The 17,814-nt window shown below is 57.6% G+C and carries 16 protein-coding genes; 8 read left to right on the plus strand and 8 right to left on the minus strand.

Translation table 11 applies throughout. The annotated features are described in order from the left end of the window. Nucleotides 1-31: 31 nt before the first annotated feature. Nucleotides 32-1,912 carry a DNA mismatch repair endonuclease MutL gene (mutL, locus tag V3C19_RS08375; RefSeq protein ID WP_295934132.1) on the plus strand — a complete coding sequence of 627 codons (1,881 nt, stop codon included), beginning with the start codon at nt 32-34 and terminating at the stop codon, nt 1,910-1,912. A 14-nt stretch (nt 1,913-1,926) separates the two neighbouring features. Here mutL and V3C19_RS08380 read toward each other — a convergent pair whose 3' ends face one another. Continuing rightward, a complete protein-coding gene (locus V3C19_RS08380) occupies nt 1,927-2,889 on the minus strand; it encodes a glycosyltransferase (protein ID WP_295934135.1) in 963 nt (320 codons plus the stop codon). Nucleotides 2,890-3,047: 158 nt separating this feature from the next. Here V3C19_RS08380 and V3C19_RS08385 point away from each other — a divergent pair, with 158 nt between their 5' ends. Beyond that, nucleotides 3,048-4,997, plus strand: a complete 1,950-nt coding sequence (locus V3C19_RS08385; RefSeq protein ID WP_295934136.1) for an O-antigen ligase family protein — start codon at nt 3,048-3,050, stop codon at nt 4,995-4,997. A gap of 466 nt (nt 4,998-5,463) precedes the next feature. Continuing rightward, entirely contained in the window at nt 5,464-5,820 is a 357-nt protein-coding gene (locus tag V3C19_RS08390) for a DUF488 domain-containing protein (protein WP_130083869.1), read from the plus strand. A gap of 395 nt (nt 5,821-6,215) precedes the next feature. Here the strand turns inward: V3C19_RS08390 and hemC are convergent, their stop codons facing one another. The 7 genes from hemC to V3C19_RS08425 form a co-directional block, all read right to left on the minus strand. Beyond that, nucleotides 6,216-7,151, minus strand: coding sequence for a hydroxymethylbilane synthase (gene hemC / locus V3C19_RS08395; RefSeq protein ID WP_295875535.1), 936 nt, complete (start codon nt 7,149-7,151; stop codon nt 6,216-6,218). Then, nucleotides 7,141-8,142, minus strand: a complete 1,002-nt coding sequence (gene hemA / locus V3C19_RS08400; protein WP_295875539.1) for a glutamyl-tRNA reductase — start codon at nt 8,140-8,142, stop codon at nt 7,141-7,143. The genes hemC and hemA overlap by 11 nt, the downstream gene beginning before the upstream one ends. A 17-nt stretch (nt 8,143-8,159) precedes the next feature. Further along, complete coding sequence (gene ccsA / locus V3C19_RS08405) at nt 8,160-8,921, minus strand: cytochrome c biogenesis protein CcsA (protein WP_295875542.1); 762 nt, start codon at nt 8,919-8,921, stop codon at nt 8,160-8,162. 18 nt (nt 8,922-8,939) lie between these two features. Then, nucleotides 8,940-9,734 (minus strand): GTP cyclohydrolase FolE2, encoded by a 795-nt coding sequence (gene folE2, locus V3C19_RS08410; protein ID WP_302388978.1) that lies wholly within the window; start codon nt 9,732-9,734, stop codon nt 8,940-8,942. Nucleotides 9,735-9,840: 106 nt separating this feature from the next. Next, nucleotides 9,841-10,086: a 30S ribosomal protein S18 gene (gene rpsR / locus V3C19_RS08415; protein ID WP_192907213.1), complete on the minus strand. Its 246-nt coding sequence runs from the start codon at nt 10,084-10,086 to the stop codon at nt 9,841-9,843. 32 nt (nt 10,087-10,118) lie between these two features. Next, complete coding sequence (gene rpmG / locus V3C19_RS08420; RefSeq protein WP_022396979.1) at nt 10,119-10,292, minus strand: 50S ribosomal protein L33; 174 nt, start codon at nt 10,290-10,292, stop codon at nt 10,119-10,121. Nucleotides 10,293-10,325: 33 nt separating this feature from the next. Then, complete coding sequence (locus tag V3C19_RS08425) at nt 10,326-11,063, minus strand: TraR/DksA family transcriptional regulator (RefSeq protein ID WP_192907214.1); 738 nt, start codon at nt 11,061-11,063, stop codon at nt 10,326-10,328. A gap of 234 nt (nt 11,064-11,297) precedes the next feature. On the opposite strand from V3C19_RS08425, the gene V3C19_RS08430 reads away from it, so the two are divergent. From V3C19_RS08430 to V3C19_RS08450, 5 genes are all read left to right on the plus strand, one after another. Beyond that, on the plus strand, nt 11,298-12,257 hold the full coding sequence (locus tag V3C19_RS08430) for an ROK family protein (protein ID WP_130083873.1): 960 nt from the start codon (nt 11,298-11,300) through the stop codon (nt 12,255-12,257). 4 nt (nt 12,258-12,261) lie between these two features. Continuing rightward, nucleotides 12,262-13,236, plus strand: coding sequence for an RsmB/NOP family class I SAM-dependent RNA methyltransferase (locus tag V3C19_RS08435; protein WP_130083874.1), 975 nt, complete (start codon nt 12,262-12,264; stop codon nt 13,234-13,236). Next, on the plus strand, nt 13,233-13,742 hold the full coding sequence (locus V3C19_RS08440; protein ID WP_295934146.1) for a metallophosphoesterase family protein: 510 nt from the start codon (nt 13,233-13,235) through the stop codon (nt 13,740-13,742). Before V3C19_RS08435 ends, V3C19_RS08440 begins: the two co-directional genes overlap by 4 nt. After that, nucleotides 13,739-14,149 (plus strand): NUDIX domain-containing protein, encoded by a 411-nt coding sequence (locus V3C19_RS08445; protein ID WP_130083876.1) that lies wholly within the window; start codon nt 13,739-13,741, stop codon nt 14,147-14,149. Before V3C19_RS08440 ends, V3C19_RS08445 begins: the two co-directional genes overlap by 4 nt. A 1,365-nt stretch (nt 14,150-15,514) precedes the next feature. Then, complete coding sequence (locus tag V3C19_RS08450; protein ID WP_330937068.1) at nt 15,515-17,797, plus strand: methyltransferase domain-containing protein; 2,283 nt, start codon at nt 15,515-15,517, stop codon at nt 17,795-17,797. Nucleotides 17,798-17,814: the final 17 nt, after the last annotated feature.

A 17,814-nucleotide genomic window follows, 5' to 3' on the forward strand; every position in this document is an offset into this window, starting at 1 on the left:
TTCATCATCAATATTTTACTTTACTTCACCCATGCCGACCATTCATGTCATGTCTCCCACTCTCGCCAGCCAGGTGGCGGCGGGCGAAGTCGTGGAACGGCCGGCCTCCGTCGTCAAGGAGCTGGTGGAGAACAGCCTGGACGCCGGGGCCAAGTCCGTGCGGGTGGAAATCCGCCGCGGAGGTGTGGGCCTGATCAGGGTGACGGACGACGGATGCGGCATGAGCCGTGAAGACGCCAGTCTCTGTGCCAAGCGTCACGCTACGAGCAAGCTTTCCTCCCTGGAGGAACTGTTTGAAATCACCCATCTGGGTTTCCGGGGAGAGGCCATCCCCAGTATCGCCAGCGTTTCCCGCTTCAAGCTTTGCACCAGGCAGCAGCAGGCCCTGGAAGGCTGGGAAGTGCGGATTGACGGCGGGATGGAGTACGAACCCCGGAGCTCCGGGGTGTCTCCCGGCACCGCCATTGAGGTGGCCGACCTGTTTTACAATACTCCGGCACGCCGCAAGTTCCTGAAGTCCGCGGAAACGGAGGCTTCCCACGTTGAACACCAGATACGCCTCCATGCGCTGGCATTCCCCCAGGTGCGCTTTACCTACAGGAGAGACGACCAGCTGGTGTTCGATCTTCCGGCCACCACGGACCTGCGGGTGCGCATTTCCGCCCTGACGGACCCCGCCACGGCGGCGGCCCTGATTCCGATAGAGGCCACCACCGGCCCCGGCATTTCCGTCAGCGGGTACTTGCTTCCGCTTTCCGAGGCCAGGCGCACCAGAAAAGGGCAGTATGTGTTCATGAACACCCGCCCGGTGGAAGACCAACTGATCAACCGGGCCATCCGCGACGGTTACGGGGGCTTCCCCACGGGATTGCATCCGGCCCTGTTCCTGTACATGGAGGTGGAGCCTGCCCTGGTGGACGTGAACGTCCACCCCGCCAAGAAGGAGGTGCGGTTCCGACGCGCCGCCGATGTGGTGAATACCATTGTGGAGGCGATTGCCAATACCCTGCAGCGCCATGCCCGGCAGGCCCCCCTCCCAGCCGCACCGACACCGGACGAACAGCCTTCCGAGCCATTCCCGCCGCCCGGTCCCGCCAGAAACGAATTTGAGACAATGGTCCCTTCTCCCGTAACCATTTCCCCGCCCAAAATTCCGGTTTTTACTTCACCAATGGAGCGGCCTCAGGGGACATCGGAAACATCTCCGATTTCCCCTGCCCGGCCCATTTCCCTGAGACAGGTGCCCCCTACTCAGGGACGCCTGGATTTTCAGGACAAGGCGTGTTCCCGGCCAGATGCCGCGCCAGGTACGGAAAGGAGGACGGAAAAGGATCTTTCCGCCGATTTCAAGTATCTGGGGACTCTGCACCAGCAGTTCGCCCTGTTCGAGACGCCGGAAGGCCTGGTGCTGATGCATCCCAAGGCTGCGCGGGAGCGCATCATTTTTGAACGGCTGCGGGCCCACAGGCAGGCCCCCATGCCTTCCCAGCATCTGCTCGATCCGGTGATGCTGGACCTGGACCCCCGGGATTTCGCCGTCATCCAGCAGTTTGCGCCCCATTTTGACCAGGCCGGGCTGACGGTCACGCCCTTCGGCCAGAATACCATCAGGATAGAGTCCATTCCGGCCCTGCTGGAACTGGACAACGCCAAGGCGTTCCTGCTGGAGCTGGTGGACCGCCTCACCCAGTCCGAGTTCAGCCGCAACGCCAAACACATGGCGTATGAAACGTTCATTGCGGAGATTGCCAGGAAGTCCGCCTGGAAGGAACGCATTTCCCCCCACCGCGCTCCGGCCATCCTGAAGGACCTGCTGGCCTGCGAAGTTCCGTACTGCACCCCGGCGGGCAAGCCGACCCTGACCAATTATTCCATTCCGGAGATCAAACGGAAATTCGGCATGCAGGCATGACGGAGTAAAAGGAATTATTCATCCGGCCCGGCGAGCCGTCCGCAGGCGCCACGATACACCCCAAGGCATACGGCCCGGAATTTGGACGGGCTCCAGGCGTCATATACTGCGATGAGCACTCCGCACAAGGCTGTATATCCGGCGCATGCCGCCCATCTGAAGAGGGGGGAATGCGGATGTTTGAACCTCTGGAGCCATGCCCAGTTGCGCACCTTGTAGTACAGGCGGCGCGCATCCAGCCCCGGTTCATAGTAAAAGGCCTTGTCCCCCAGTCCCACGCGCACCAGCCCGGTAGCGGGGCGCGGATGGTGGAGAACGGAGCCGCTGACTAGGTAAGTGCGGAATCCCGCGTGGGAAATGATCCACGGGTATTCCTCATCCTCCCCGCGGATAAAAAGCCCGGCAGTAGGACCCCGAACCTTGTCATGGATTTCACGGGGAACAAGGGCTCCCAGAAAGGCCCCGCCAGTCAGAAGGAAAGGGACATCCGGAAGGGTGTCGCGGCTTGTTACATGAATACGCCGTCCATCCTTTTCGTCCACAAGCACCATGGGCCAGGAGAGTTCCCCGTCCTGCTCCAGGTCCACTACCTTGCAAACCCTGACGCACGGCCATTCCATGCCGTCCGTGCCGGGTTTATGGGACAAAAGACAGGCCAGGGCATCCGGCTCCGGCCAGGAGTCGTCATCCAAAATCCAGACGGCATCCACATCCGGGAAGGAAAAAGCCCGTTCCAGCCCCCGCGCTATGCCGCCGGCATTGCCCGTATTTCCGGGCATGTCAATTACTTCCAGCATGAACGGATAGGCTCCGGCCGCCGCCTGTTTCTTCACGCCGTCCAGGGTGCCGTCTCCGGCCCCGTTGTCCGCCACCACGACACGGTGCAGCGGGACAGTCTGCCGCGCCAGTTTCCGCAGGCACACTTCCGTGAGGGAGATTCTACGGTAATGTGAAAAAATGGCGCAGATCCGTTCCATGAGACAACGGAAAAAGGATAAAGGTAAAAACGAAGAAAGCAATCTCTTTATCCCTCGCAGGGCCTGTCCTGGAGACGCTCCATGTGCACGCAGGCAGCTTGTTCTTGGCAAGCCCTCCCGCTGCGGTTATAGTGTCGGCGACTTTTTCCCGTCAGCCCATGCCAGAATCGACGTCCAGCAAACCTTCCGCTCCACGCATTGCAGAAACCGCCGCCGGCAGGACGCTGACGGCATTGCTGGCCCTGTTTTATGCCGCCCTGGCCACCACTGCGGCAGGCGGGGAATGGCATACCCTGTTCATTCCGTCGTGTTTTCTGACGGCCGCGCTGCTGGTGTTCTGCTTTTGCCTTATCCGGGGATACAAAGTCCCCAGCCCCGGTGTTGCAGGATGGCTGGCCGCAGGACTGGGAGGAGGCTATTTTTTCCTGAGGGCCTGGTTTTCCCCCTGGTTTTATGAGAGCGTGGCGGACCTGTCCCTGATCGTGACCGCGCTGGTGATGTTCATGGCAGGCGCCTGTGCCGGAGCCGGAAGCGGGAAAAAAAGCGTCCTCCCGACGCTGGCGGCGGTCCTGGGCCTGCTGAATGCCGCACTCTGGGCCTACCAGAACATGACGGGCACGGGCACTTCCTGGTTCAGGCCGGATTATTCCCTGTTCGGGACAGAAACCGATGGAACCGGGTTGTTCGGATACAAGAATTTTTCCGCGCATTTCCTGTCCGTTACCGGCTTTTTCCTGTGCGCCTGGAGCATGGCAAGCCCTAAAAAATGGGGAATCCATCTGTTCGCGGGGCTTTTGCTTGTGGCTGCTTCCTTCACATGCGGCTCCCGCGCCGCTTTTCTGAATGCCCTGATCGGCTTGACGCTCTGCTTTTTTATCTATACCTCAAGCGTTTTCCGCAATAACAGGAAGTTTTATACGGCCGCCGTCCTGTTTTTCCTGCTGCTTTTTTTCAGCACGGCGTATGCCGTGCTGGACCTGACGAGCGGAGCGGGCAACCTGACGTCGATTCTGGATGTTTTCACTTTCGGCAACCGGATTACCCTTTCCAAACTGGCGTGGTCCCTGGCGGAGCAGGCCCCGCTTTTCGGCCACGGCAGCCGGATGTTCACCAATCTGGCCGTGGAGTTTTTTCCGTTTCCCAATTTTCCCAATTTCACCCATCATGAGTATGCACAGGCCGCCTGCGATTACGGATACACCGGACTCGCCGTGATGCTTGCCCTGCTGCTCCTGTTCATTTCCCTGGGCTTCCGGAGCGTACTCCGGCTGGCGTCCGAACATCCCCAAGTCAATCCCCTGGGGCCGGCGGCCTTCTGCGCGCTGTGCATTGCCGCCGCCCACGCCTACGGAGAGTTTATCTGGCATAATCCGGCGCTTGCGGGCGCCGCCGCCCTGTGCTGCGGCCTTTCCTGCACCGCGTCTTTCTCCAGAGTAAAGGCTTCACGAACCGGAGGACGCCTGGTTCTGGGAGCAGGAGCCTTTCTGCTGGCGGCGCTGTCCGCGTGGTATGCCTGCCTAGCCTTCCCGACCTGGAAAGCATCCTGGCAGGCGGTTCCCGCATCCTCCCCCGACGGCATGCCCATGCTGGAACAGGCGGCCGCCGCCAGCCACGACCCGGACCTTGTGCGGCGCAACATCCTGCATGCCGCAGGCAGTTCTCCGGCTCCCGGATCCGAACGGTTCCGCCAACTGGAACGGCAGGAAGAGCAGGCGGAATTGCTCAGCCCCGGCAATCATGCCCTGATGGCGGCCAAGGGGCTGCTTTACATGCACCAGGGGCGCTACGGGGAAGCGGAAAGGCTGCTGCGTCCGTATGTGTCTTTTTCACGGTTTGACGACCGCATGTACGCCTGGACCACGACGTATGCCAATTCCCTGTATGCCTGGTGCATTTCCACCGCTCCCCATTCCCCGGACAAGGCTCTGTCCATGGCCCTTGCCGTCAAGGACCTGATGGAGACGCAGCAACGAGTCTACAGATATTACAGAGGAGAAGACCCCGCCGTGCGGCAGGAACATGCCCAGCGCAGGAATGAAGTGAACATGGTCATCCAGACGCTTCAGGCCCGCGGCGCGGTTCCCGACGATTCATGGAAGGAGCAATAGTTTTCCGGCCTCTCTTTTTTTCCCTGACGGCGGCTGTTGCATGGAGAAATCCCATGAGCCGGAAAACGTCCCTTGCCTTCTGCCGTTTGGCAGATGAAGATAAGGTGAGTTTTATACGGATTGCGTGACGGAGCATCCATGAAAACGGTATTTTTCCAGAAAAACCTTCACCGGCAACCGGAATTCTGTCATGGATTGCACCCTTGAAGCCAACGACGGATATCCGGTCTAGAGCGGCAAAACCGGAGCGATGATGGATTTTTGATTTAACAGGTTCAGGCACCCGTTGTTTCCAATTCTTCCTCCCCTGCCCGCACGGCCTTTTTCCCGGCCGTAAATCCGGAGCAACAGGCCTTCCGATTCCCGGCATCACCCCGACGCATGCGGCGCGGCATGTCCCGCACGGACTCAACAAAAAGATATTCCGCATGCTCTATTGCCGTTAACAGACATCATTTTCCCCAACATGAACATTTCAATCAAACGCATTTACGATCCGCAGGAGGCGGAAGACGGAGACCGCGTTCTGGTGGACCGGATCTGGCCCCGCGGCATTTCCAAAGAGAAGGCTTCCTGGAACGAATGGGCGAAAGAAGCCGCCCCTTCCACGGAATTGCGCCGATGGTTCGCCCATGATCCGGCCAAATGGGACGGTTTCCGGAAAAAGTATTTCGAAGAACTGGACCGGAATAAAGAGGCTGTTTCACATCTCAGCCAACTGGCCCGCAAGGGGAAGCTGACGCTCCTGTACGCAGCAAAGGATACAGAGCATAACGAAGCATGCGCCCTGAAGGATTACCTTCTACAGTACGCTTCCTCATGAATGCACGCTTATTTTTATGGCAGGCATGAATCGCAGCCCTGTACGCTGTATGCACCAGCCTATGGAAGGACGGCTTTCTTCTCTCGTTTATCAACAGGTGAAGAAAATGGAAAGGAGGTGAATATCAATGGCAACAAGTTCCCATATGGGAGACGATCACAGGAGCAGCTCTAAAAAGCGTTCCGGGTCCACTACCCACAAGACCGGGCAGCACGTCAAGCGTGATGCTTCAACAGGGCAGTTTATGAGCGACAAGCGAAGCTCCAGCTCCAAGGAAAGTCACAAGGAAAAACATTAATCCTGGTGTACTTACTGCCTGATTCAGGTTCCGGATGAACTCCGGAACCTTTTTTCCGTCCCGCCGTATCCCGGATGAAGCGGAAAAGCTTCCGCCGTCAGTTCAGGCCCAGTTTTTCAAAGGCCAGAATTCCCAGGGCTTCCGGAGCGTTCCGGTCCCCGCGGACAACGACGGCGAAGGGTTCTTCCCTTCCCGGCACGTAATATGCCGCGCGCAGAACCAGTTCATCCCCTTCCAGGCAGGCGTGCACGCCCACGGGGGTGGAGCAGCTGGCGCCCAGACGCACCAGGAAGGTGCGTTCCGCCACGCCGCAGGCGCAGGTTTCCGCATCGTTGATTCCGGCCAGCAGTTCCTTCGTCCTCCGGTCGGAAGCACGGCATTCCATGCCGACGATTCCCTGCCCCACAGCGGGAATGAAGGCTTCCACGGACAGAGGGCGCATGTAGAGTTTTCTGCCCTGCACCACCGTTTCCGGCGCGTAGAGGCCGAGGCGTTCCAGCCCGGCTTTTGCCAGGATCACGGCATCCCATTCCGGATGCTCCACAAGCTTTTCAAGACGGGTGGGGACATTGCCCCGCAGGTCTTCAAACCGGAGCTGCCTTCCCCAGTACGTGCGCGCCATGAGGCGGCGGCGGACGCTTCCGGTGGCAAGAGTTCCGCGGCCGTTCCAGTCCGGCTCCTTCGTGATGAGCACGTCTTCCGCCGCAGCACGGGGAAGAACCGCAGGCAGGCGGAATTCCGGGGCAAGTTCGCTTGGCACGTCCTTGAGGCTGTGGACGGCTACATCTATGCGGCCTTCCAGCAGGGCCGTTTCCAGTTCCTTGATGAAGATTCCCTTGTCTACGATGCCGGAGACTCTGGCCACATCCGCCAGCGGCACGTCCGTACGGCGGTCTCCGGTGGTGCGGATGATTTCCCGGCGTATGTCCAGTCCCGGATGGAGCGCGGACAGGGCGGCACGGACCATGTCCGCCTGGGCCAGGGCCAGGGCGCTTCCGCGGGTGCCGATGATGAGGGTGTTTTTACTGGTCATAGAGAGCGGTGTCCGGAAAGTATTTGGAGATGCCGTCCCGGATGATGGTTTCACACCGGGAGATTTCCAGCTCCCGGCTGAGCTTGGCTTCATCCGCAAGCTGGGTCAGGGTGTCGATGTCGTAAAGGTACACTTCGTCAATGTCCGCCACGTCCGGGGAGATGTTGCGCGGTACGGAGATGTCGATGAGGAACAGGGAGCGGTATTTGCGGGAGGCGCGCAGAGGCAGGAGCGTCTCCCGCGTGATGATGCAGTGGGGGGCGGCCGTGGCGGCTACCACTACGTCAATGTCCCTGAGGTATTCCCCCCAGGCATCATACCGGATGGCCTGGCCGCCGATCATTCCGGCAAGTTCCACGGCGCGGTCAAAGGAGCGGTTGGCTACGTAAATGCCCTCCGCGCCGCGGGCATGCAGCGCGCGGCCAGTGACGCGGCTCATATCCCCCGCCCCCAGGATCAGAACGCGGGTGCCCCCCAGGTCACCGAAGATTTGCTCTGCCAGTTCCACGGCCACGGATCCCACGGAAGTGGCTCCCGCATGAATCTGGCTGTCCGTCCTGACCCGCTTGCCTATGGTGAATGCCTTCTGAAAGGTTTTATTGGCGCAGGCGGCGGTTACGCCGGCATCCAGCGCCATTTGATAGGCGGTTTTCACTTGGCCGAAGATCTCCGTTTCCCCCAGCACCATGGAGTCCAGCCCGCTCAGTACGCGGCACAGATGCTCCAGGGCGGACGCCCCCTGGTGGCAGTAGAAATGGGAGGCCATGTCCACCTTGCCGCGGCCGTCTCCCAGAAAGTGGGACAGGATGTGCTCCCTGGCGTTTTCCGGGTTGTCCGACCAGTAGTAGATTTCCATGCGGTTGCAGGTGGAGAGCACCACACACTGCTCCACGCCCGGCAGTTCCCGGATGCTTTTCCCCGCATTCTGGAGCCTGTGGGGCGGCACGGAGAACCGCTCCCTTATTTCCACGGGGGCGGTCCGGTGATTCAAGCCTAGACAAACCATTCTCATCTGCTCACCAGAAAAATACTCATGGACGCCAGGAAGAGGACCACGCAGCAATAGGCCAGCGCCCTGCCCGGCATGCCGCGACGATAGATGAGCCACAACAGCACGGAGTAACCCAGCGTCAGTAAAATGACAATAACTGTTTTTGCCGTATGGATGGGCAAATTCCCCTGCCAGCCGAGCCATTCCCCCGCCAGAAGCAGGACGAAGGCTACCAGCAGGAGGCGTTTCATGCTGGTTTCCAGCGTACGGATGGGCGGCAGAAGACGGCAGGTGCCGGGGATCTGCCTTCTTTTCAAGCAGGCGTCCTGCATGCAGAAGGCCACGCCCGCGGCGGCGGCCAGTCCTCCGGCTCCGTAAGACATCATGGCCACCCCTACATGGGCGGTCACCCAGAAGTCATGCACGCCCTGCACATCCGGACCGAACAGGCCGATCAGCAGGGAGAGGGCCGTCAGCACGGCAATGGCGGGCGCCGTGAAGATGCCCAGGACGGACATGCGGTACGTGCGGCCGAGAAGGAGGTAGAACAGATTGATGGTCCAGGAAAGAAAGAAGATGACTTCCGACGCTCCCCGGATGGGGCACATTCCCGTTTGGTACGCCTTGACGCAGAGTGCCCCCGTTTGCAGGGCCAGCAGGCACGCCATCCACAGGTGGGCGTACATGAATCTGCGCCCGGAGGCAAGCAGGCGCCAGCCCAGTCCCGTGAATGCAAGGGAGAGGACGAGGGATGCCAGAGCCCACCAGTTGTCGTTCATATCCGTTAAGAAGAGAGCTCAGGAACGCAGATCCCGTTCAATCACGGCATAAGCCTGGTGGTTGTGGATGGATTCAAAGTTTTCCGCTTCCACCCGGTACCAGCTGAATGCGGAGTGGCTCTGCGTTTTCAGCGCTACGTTGCGCACCAGGTCTTCCACAAAGACGGGATTTTCGTATGCCTTTTCCGTCACCCATTTTTCATCCGGCCTCTTGAGCACGCTGAACAGGGAGCAACTGGCGCAAGATTCCACCAGGTCAATCAGATCTTCAATCCAGACGGGCCGGGAGGCAAAGCGCACGGAGTAGGTAACGATACCGCGCTGGTTGTGGGCGCCGTAGCTGCTCATGGCCTTGGAACAGGGGCAGAGGGTCGTTACGGGCACCACGACGGTGAGCTTGAAGTCCGCCAGCCTGTCGCCCGCCTCCACTTCCATTTCAAAACGGACTACATAGTCCATCAGGCCTTCCCTTCCCGTGACGGGAGCCGCCTTGGCCCGGAAGAAGGGGAATTCCATTTCCACATGGGAACGGCTGGCGGAAAGCCGCCCGAGCAGTTCACGGGGGATGGAGAGCGCGGTATGCACGTCCAGGAGGGGACCGTGCTGGTGCAGGGCTTCCACAAAACGGCTCATGTGCGTTCCCTTGAATTCTTCCGGCAGGTCCACGGCCAGGGAGACCGTCGCCACGGTGGATTGAATCCGGTTGAGCTTGTCCTGTATCTGGATGGGGAAGCGCAAGCCCTTGACGCCTACGCGGTCAATGGAGATGTTGCGGGTGTCCGCCTCCGACTGGGTATCTTTCAGTTCCTGCATACGGAAAGGGATGGTGGCTGGAAATGAAACGGGAGTTTGCCCGGTACTGGACAAACTCCCGCCTGTAAAGACAATTTCTTACCGAAAGAGGTTTCCCCTGGGCTTGTTACGGCAGAAGGTTGATCGCGCGGGCCCGCTTGATTTCACGGGTGATCTTGCGGTGCATTTTGGCGGACAGCCCGGTCACGCGGCGGGGAAGGATTTTGCCGGTTTCAGAGGTGAACTTGGACAGGAAATCAGGGTTGAGCAGATTGACCTGGTCCATCGGGATGTCGAGACGGCGGCGCGGCATCTGGCGATTGCACGTGCGGAAACGAATACGACGTTCTACAGTCTTGGGTTCAGTGGACATAATAATAAGAGATAGATAACTAAGCCGGCAGGTTAGCGCATTTCACGATGAAGCGTGCGGCGCTTCAGGAAAGGGTTGTATTTAACCTTTTCCAGACGGCCGGGAGTACGCAGGCTCTTCTTGTTACGCGTGGTGACGTAGCGGGACGTGGGCTTTCCTTCGGCTTTGGCCTCTGTGCATTCGAGGATGATGATGTCTCTAGGCATGATGAAAATGTGTTACGGGGGAGGATTTATACACTATTCTTCATCATCGTCAAGAGAAACAGATAAATCTACATCATTTTGTCCTCCCGCAAAGCCGAGGGCCACCCTGGGGCGGAACCGGGCGTTCTGCCCTTTTTCCTTTTCCCACTGCGCCTGGCATTCCACGGTAAGCCGGGCGAACGGAATGGCTTCCAGACGGGGAATGGGGATGACCTTGTATGACATTTCACAAATGCCGTATGTGCCGTTGTCAATGCGGGCCAAGGCCTGCTCAATTTCATACAGCCCGTCCTGCTCCTTGGAAAGAAGGCTGAGAGCGAAGTCGCGGTCATAGGCGTCGCTTCCGGCGTCGGCCTGGTGCTCGCCGGAGCCGGAGGCTTCACTGCCTTCCGGATGGTTGCGGAGGGTGTCCCGCGCCACGCCGTTCATGCTGTCCAGCGACTTGTCGCGCAGGTCCAGCAGATGCTGACGCTGCATTTTGACAAAATGTTCCCACTCGGGGTTGGCCGCCAGCTCCGCCTTGGCGGCAGCAATGGCTTCCGTCTGTTCGTCCGTAAGTTCATTCCGTGCAGGAGCCGGAGCGGGGTCCGCCTTTTTGACGGGAGCCTTTTTCACAGCCTTTTTAGGAGGGGATGCCACAGCGGGAGCGGGAGTGGCGGTCTTGGCGCTCTTTTCCGGTTCGGCGTCCTTTTTCTTCCTGCAGCACTTTTTCTTGGGAGCCGCAGCTTCCTTGGAGGCAGTCTTGCTATCGGTTTTCTTGGGAGTAGGCATATGAAGTGTATCTATGGGCTGAGGTTGACGATGTTTGACGAACAGAGGGCTGCACCGCCCAACTGACTAGACTATGAGACACTACATGCCCGCAAATGTTCATTCAAGAAAATTCAGCCATGAAGCAAGTCATCCTTTTTCCCTGCCGGGGAGGTGGAATTCTTCCGCTTTTTAACGGGCGAGTACTTGTTTTAAACTTTCCATCGCGCCTCTCAATTTCTATATTTCTATTATATGACAGCTTCAACCATTCCCTCCATCGGCATTGACTTCGGAGGCACCTCCATCAAGCTGGGCGTCGTCCGGGGGACGGAAGTGATCGCCCATGCGCCTTCCATCGCCACCCAGGAGTACGGCAACCCCGACCAGCTGATTGAAGCCATAGCCCAGTTTGTGAACATGCTGCGCCTGAATCACCCGGAAGTGCAGGCCATCGGCATGGGGATGCCCGGATTCGTCAATTTCTACCAAGGCACCGTTTATACGCTTACCAACGTTCCCGGCTGGAACAATGTTCCGGTCAGGGAGATGCTCCAGGCGGCCTGCGGACTGCCGGTGTATGTGGAGAACGACGCTAACTGCATGGCGTATGCGGAATGGAAGCTGGGCGCGGGAAGAGGGAAGCGGCACCTCGTCTGCCTGACGCTGGGGACCGGGGTTGGAAGCGGACTGATCGTGAACGGCGACCTGCTGCGCGGAGCCACCTGTTCAGCCGGGGAACTGGGACAGACCAGCATTGACTACCGCGGCAGGCTGGGACATTACGGCAACCGCGGCTCCCTGGAAGATTACGTAGGAAACCGGGAGATTGCGGCGGATGCCAGAACCCTGTATGCCAGCCACGGCATTGACAAGGCCATTGTGGATTGCAACCCTATTGCCCTGGAGCGAGCGGCACTGGCCGGGGACGAAGTGGCCGCCCAGGTATGGAGGGATCTGGCCGTGAAACTTTCCTGTGCCCTGATGAATTGCTGTTATCTTCTAAATCCGGAGGCGATTATCATCGGCGGAGGGGTAGCCAAGGCCAAAACACTGCTGTTCGAGCCGCTCCAGGAGATCATGAGAACGCAGCTTGCCGCCCCGCTGGCGGAGAGCCTGACGATCCTTCCGGCCCAGTTCGGCACGGAAGCCGGCATTCTGGGGTCCGCCCATCTGGCTCTCAATACCCACTTCGGCGAAACATTCCGGGTCTGATCACGTGTCCTCACAGATACTCAAACTTGCCGGCAAGCTGGGACTTTCCCCGGACCAGGAAAAGGATTTTCTGGAGGCCATGCAGGCGGGGAACCGCTCCCGCAGTGCCCTGGTCATCACCCCCAGGGCTCCGGAAGGTTACGTGCCGCCCGTTCCAGCCGATGCAGTTTCCCGGCCCTGGAGCCATCCCCGCGTCGTTGTTCCGCCGGAGGGGGAAACGGAGGCCAAACCCGGTTCCCTGCCGGATTACGGGCACGGTTTTTATTACCCGCTGGACCTTTCCTCCGTCTGGGAAACCGCTCCCCTGGAGCATCTGCCCTTCCGTCCGGAGCGCTGCCTGGACATGTGCGCCTCCCCGGGCGGGAAAAGCATTCTGGCACAGGCAAGAGTTGCTCCGGGCGAACACATCGCCAACGAGGTACACCCCCGCCGGCTGGGCATCCTGCGGCACAACCTGCTGCGCTGCGGATTCCTGAACCTGTACACGCAGCGCCTGCGCCCGGACCAGTGGGCGGAACAGGCTCCGGGCTGCTTTGACCTTATCCTTGCGGACGCCCCATGCAGCGGACAGTCCCTGCTTGCCAAGGGCATCCCCAATCCCGGATGTTTCCACCCAGCCGCCACCGGAGGGAATGCCAAACGCCAGAGGGGCATCCTGCTGGCCGCCCTGCAATGCCTGGCTCCTGGAGGCTTTCTGCTGTATACCACCTGCACCTACGCCCCGGAGGAAAATGAACGCAACGTGCTGTACCTGCTGAAAAGGCATCCGGAACTGGAGACCGTTTCCGTGCCGGAATTGGAGCCTTTCCATTCCGGCTTGACGGAGGAAGCCTGCTACCGCCTCATGCCTTTCCACGGCGCCGGAGCCGGAGGCTTCACCTGCCTGCTGCACAAGAAAGGGGAAAAGCCCCCCCTGCCCCCCCTTGCGGATGAGTTGCTCGCGTGGCCCATCCACGCCATGGGCTCCCAAGTATCATGAAGATAGGAATATTCTCCGACATACACGACCGTACGGACCATCTGGAGCCGGCCATGCGCCAGATGCATCGGCAGGGCTGCGGCCATTTCATTTTCCTAGGGGACTGCACTACTCCGGAGAGCTTCCGGCTCCTGCTTGAGCTGACGCAAGGGCTTCCGCTGGACGCCGTACCGGGCAACAACGATTACGAGCTGCCGGTCATGGACCAGATGGCGGCCGCATCTCCGGCGGCGCGGCTCCATCCCGGACATGCCGTTATCACCCGGTATGGCATGAATCTTTCCCTTTCCCATTACCCCAAGTACGCATGGCAGGAAGTACGCAAGGGCCATGTGGACGCCGCCCTGTATGGCCACACCCACCAGGCCTTGCAGGAGATGGCCGGAAACTGCCTGATCGCCAATCCCGGAGAATTGCAGGGCAGGACCGGCCGACTCGGGTTCGGCATCCTGGATACGGATTCCCGCACCATGAACCTTCACACGCTTGATTTCAAGATACTATGACCTGTCTGAACGTTTGCTGCGCCCTGATCACGCTGCGCTCCGCGCACGGAACCCTGCTCCTGGCCGCAAGAAAGGCGCGCGGGCAATCAAACGGGCTGCTGTACGAATTTCCCGGCGGAAAATTGGAAGCGGGAGAAGATGCGCGCGATGCCATCGTGAGGGAAATACGGGAAGAGCTCGGCTGCATCATCCACCCGGTGCGTCCGATGACTCCCGTCCTGCACCGGGAGAAAGACCGGACCATACGCCTTATCCCATTTCTGTGCGAACCGGAGGAAGGCCGCCTGCCCATTCCTCTGGAACATGAAAGCCTGGGGTTCTTTTCCAGCCTCTCCCTTCCTTCCCTGCCCTGGGCGCCGGCGGATCTCCCTATTCTGCAGGAATGGCTTGACCGGAACGCCCGCTGACACTCCGGCACGGGGCACCACTTTCAAGCTTTTTTCTCCGGTGGCCCGGCTTTTCCTGTACCTTGTTCAGGTTCATTCATCCGGCCCATGTCTGAAAAAGGAACCAAAAACGTCTTGGATAATCAACCAGCATGGAGTATACAGGGAATTGGCTGCTGCACTCGTCATCACCCGGCAAAGTGGCCCGAACCGATATTACAGCATAATGGGGGCAGCCCCGGCGCAGGGCTGACTATGTCCTATATGGAAAAGTCAAAACAGCGACGGAAGTCCCCGCTCTATTGAGACACGGGAACGTGGCTCATTGCCGGAGACGGTGCAGCGGTGTCTTTAAAAAATGGCGCAAGACGGCCGGATAAGAGGCGTTTAAAGAATTCCATCCCGTATCCGGCCCATTACGGAAGCATGTTGTAAATGCTTTCCAAGTGCGCATTCATTCGCTTCCTCGCCATTGAACGTCTGGATCCGCTTTCACAGAGAAAAGGGCACAAGAGAAGGATGTTTCATTCCCCGAAAATGGGACAGTCGTTTTTCGTCCAGAGCCAGGCACTGATCAGATAGCCATGTTTATTTCCTTATTCGGAAATTCCCCGTAAATTTCCTGTGAGGAATTAATTTTTCATACGAATATCAAGAATATAAAAGATGACTCACCAGTACAGGTAAGTCTGGAATCAGCAACTAATCCGATAAAATAAAATTTCTTATATAAATAAGAATTTTCTACAATTTCCATTTGAAGCATATGTACCTGTTATTGCTTGTATTTGGCGTAAAATTGATGAAATTAAAAACCAATTCCAGTCCCAGGAGTTTTCCTTTGAATAATCAAAAAATAAATTTCTCTTTTACACCTTCCGATCTACCTGAGGACAATATTTTTCTTTTTGATGCCATTTTCAAAAGGAGCATCCTTTCCAGAACATGAACACCTTTTAAACATTTCTCTTCTCAAATCCTATTCTTCTCCCGATTGCCATCTTCATTGCCGCCTGCCTGTTTCCCGGTGGCACATTGTTCCTTTACAGGTATTTCATTGTTCCCGTTTTAAGAGAGGCTATTTCTAGGCCATTGATTATCTCAAAGATGAAACGTCTGAAACTCTCTCAATTGAATTGAAACGGCCCACAATCATCCGGCTCCCTTCCCACAGGATTGCATGCAAACACGGAGCTTTGTCTACCCGGCATGGGGAACCAAAGGCAGGCGGCAGTGCATCAATCATGCATCATGGCAGGGATGGAGAAAGATGAAGATATCCATTCAAAGAGGGTTAAGCGGGAATTCAGCAATGGATCCCGCCCGGAACGCCATCTCTGACCAAATCAAAGGCTCCCTGAATAACCAGTTATATTTTTTCCAATCATGCATTCCACCTCCACCTGTCCGCAAAAACGAGAAGTCGCCGGTCTCTGGATCGGGGAAACGCTGGCCCCCCTGGCAGAATTATGCATCCGTTCCTATCTGAGCCACGGCATTCCGTTCCGGCTGTTCACCTACCGAAATTATGAAAACATTCCCGAAGAGGCCATTGTTCAGGATGCCTCCGAGGTTATTCCCGAAGAATTGGTTTTCCGGCATGACAACGGGAGTCTTGCCCCTTTTGCAGACTGGTTCCGCAATACATGGCTTGAGAGAAAGGGAGGGTTTTGGACAGATCTCGACGTCGCCTGCCTTTCCCCGAACCTGCCGAAACAGCTTCCATGGTTTGCGGAACAGGAATCCGGTCTGATTGCAGTGGGAGTGATCGGCTTTCCTCCCCACCATCCCGTCATGGAATGCCTCAGAGAGGTCTCGGAAGATCCTACTGCTCCCATGCCCTGGGATACTCCCGGCGAGCTGGAAGCCAAACGTCAATTCAAAATTGATTTCCCCGATCCAGTCCTTCGCCGTAAACACGCCATGTGGGGGAATGCGGGACCGGAAGGCTTTACCCGGACCCTTGCCTATTTCCAACTGCTCGGCATGGCCGATTCAAGTTTAAGCATTTATCCGCTGCATTACACGGTCTGGAGGAATTGTTACAACGGAGCCGTCAAACTCGACAGCCCCGCCCTGCGGAATTCCTGGGCTATTCATTTATGGGGAGAGATGCTCCGGCGCGAGCCTGATACGTTGGAAAACGTCAACAAGGAAAGCATTGTGGGGCAATTGCTGGATTTGCATATGCCACGGGCCGCCGTTCCCACCTCACCCAGAAGCAAAAAAAAGGTGTCCATTCTCGTGGGCATCTGTACTTGCGCTAATACGGAGAAAAAAAGGGAGACCGTCAGAAAAACATGGATGGCACAGAGTGTTCCCGGAATCGAATGCCGGTTCTTTCTCGGAAGAAGGGAAACGCCGGAAAAAGAGGAGGACGTCATCGCTCTTTGGGTGAATGACGATTACGATCATTTGCCGGAAAAAGTCCTGGCTTTCTTCCGGTACGCCCTTGAGTGTTACGATTTTGACTGGTTGTTCAAGTGTGATGACGATACCTATGTGGCGCTGGACCGTCTGGCGGCCCTGGTGGATGACCGATACGATCTGATCGGCGATTCGTCGTTGAAGGCAAAAGGGGCGCCCAGCGGAAGAGCGGGATATTTTCTTTCCAGAAGCATGGTGGAAAAAATAGTCGCCTACTCCGATATTCCATCTACCGGAGCGGAAAATCTTATTTTTGGAGAACTGGCCCTGCGACTGGGGGCAAGGACACTTGCCAGCAACCGCCTGAACATGAATTCCATTCCGTATCCCATGAAGGACAACGATGTGGTTACCGCACACTGGTGCCCTCCCGAGCATTTTCAAGGAACGGAAGATTTCCAGGATTTCTTCCCCATTACGGTGTATGAAGGCAGGCATGCCCACTGGACGGATTCCCTGCTCTTTTACCGGGATGGCACTTTCCGGCGGGAAAAAACAGGTTGTTCAGGGCAATACATTGCCTATGGTTCAAAAAAGTTAATTCTGAAATGGTTCCACTGGCCGGAAGAAATCCTGGTTCGTGATGGAGAGAATTATTCGGGGTCATCTCTATCTCTGTCAAGAAAGCCGGGGCAACCTGATTTGCCGGCTGTTTTATATCCGGAACAGGTGACCGGAAATGTGGACGAATCTTCTTCCGGGCTGTTTCTCATCCAGATGGGCTGCGGTACCAACATACTCCCCGGCTGGATCAACCTGGATCTTTCCAAATATGACATTACGCGTCCCCTGCCCTGGGAAGATGGGTGTGTGGACGCCTATTTCCTGGAACACATGATTGAACATGTTTTGCCAGCGGAAGCATATGGCTTTTTCAAGGAAGCATGGCGCACACTCAAACCGGGAGGAGTACTGCGGCTCTCTTTCCCGGATTTGCTCCGCATCGCCAAACGATCCACTCCCGAATATATCCGATTTTTAGAGGAAAATCATTGGGGGGACGGTTCCCCGGGAAGCGCCCTTCGCAACATTATTGAAAACCATCATCACAAGGCCCTATGGACAGCGGAAACATTGGCTGCCATTCTCGAATCCCTGGGATATGAGATTTCCATCTGCTCCCTGGGCGAGTCTTCCCATCCCCATCTGCAGGGCGTGGAAAAGCATGCAACCCAACAGGGACATGCATTCAAGGATCTGGAAACATCCTGCGTGGAAGCAATGAAGCCTTTTAATTCCTAATAAACGGTCATCCGAGT

This window comes from Akkermansia sp. AE01SA01 (assembly GCF_036417395.1).
Taxonomy (GTDB): Bacteria; Verrucomicrobiota; Verrucomicrobiia; order Verrucomicrobiales; family Akkermansiaceae; genus Akkermansia.

Coding starts and splice junctions, on each gene's coding strand:
- mutL (WP_295934132.1), top strand. CDS start 32: ATGCCGACCATTCATGTCATGTCTCCCACTCTCGCCAGCCAGGTGGCG.
- V3C19_RS08380 (WP_295934135.1), bottom strand. CDS start 2,889: ATGGAACGGATCTGCGCCATTTTTTCACATTACCGTAGAATCTCCCTC.
- V3C19_RS08385 (WP_295934136.1), top strand. CDS start 3,048: ATGCCAGAATCGACGTCCAGCAAACCTTCCGCTCCACGCATTGCAGAA.
- V3C19_RS08390 (WP_130083869.1), top strand. CDS start 5,464: ATGAACATTTCAATCAAACGCATTTACGATCCGCAGGAGGCGGAAGAC.
- hemC (WP_295875535.1), bottom strand. CDS start 7,151: ATGACCAGTAAAAACACCCTCATCATCGGCACCCGCGGAAGCGCCCTG.
- ccsA (WP_295875542.1), bottom strand. CDS start 8,921: ATGAACGACAACTGGTGGGCTCTGGCATCCCTCGTCCTCTCCCTTGCA.
- folE2 (WP_302388978.1), bottom strand. CDS start 9,734: ATGCAGGAACTGAAAGATACCCAGTCGGAGGCGGACACCCGCAACATC.
- rpsR (WP_192907213.1), bottom strand. CDS start 10,086: ATGTCCACTGAACCCAAGACTGTAGAACGTCGTATTCGTTTCCGCACG.
- rpmG (WP_022396979.1), bottom strand. CDS start 10,292: ATGCCTAGAGACATCATCATCCTCGAATGCACAGAGGCCAAAGCCGAA.
- V3C19_RS08425 (WP_192907214.1), bottom strand. CDS start 11,063: ATGCCTACTCCCAAGAAAACCGATAGCAAGACTGCCTCCAAGGAAGCT.
- V3C19_RS08430 (WP_130083873.1), top strand. CDS start 11,298: ATGACAGCTTCAACCATTCCCTCCATCGGCATTGACTTCGGAGGCACC.
- V3C19_RS08440 (WP_295934146.1), top strand. CDS start 13,233: ATGAAGATAGGAATATTCTCCGACATACACGACCGTACGGACCATCTG.
- V3C19_RS08445 (WP_130083876.1), top strand. CDS start 13,739: ATGACCTGTCTGAACGTTTGCTGCGCCCTGATCACGCTGCGCTCCGCG.
- V3C19_RS08450 (WP_330937068.1), top strand. CDS start 15,515: ATGCATTCCACCTCCACCTGTCCGCAAAAACGAGAAGTCGCCGGTCTC.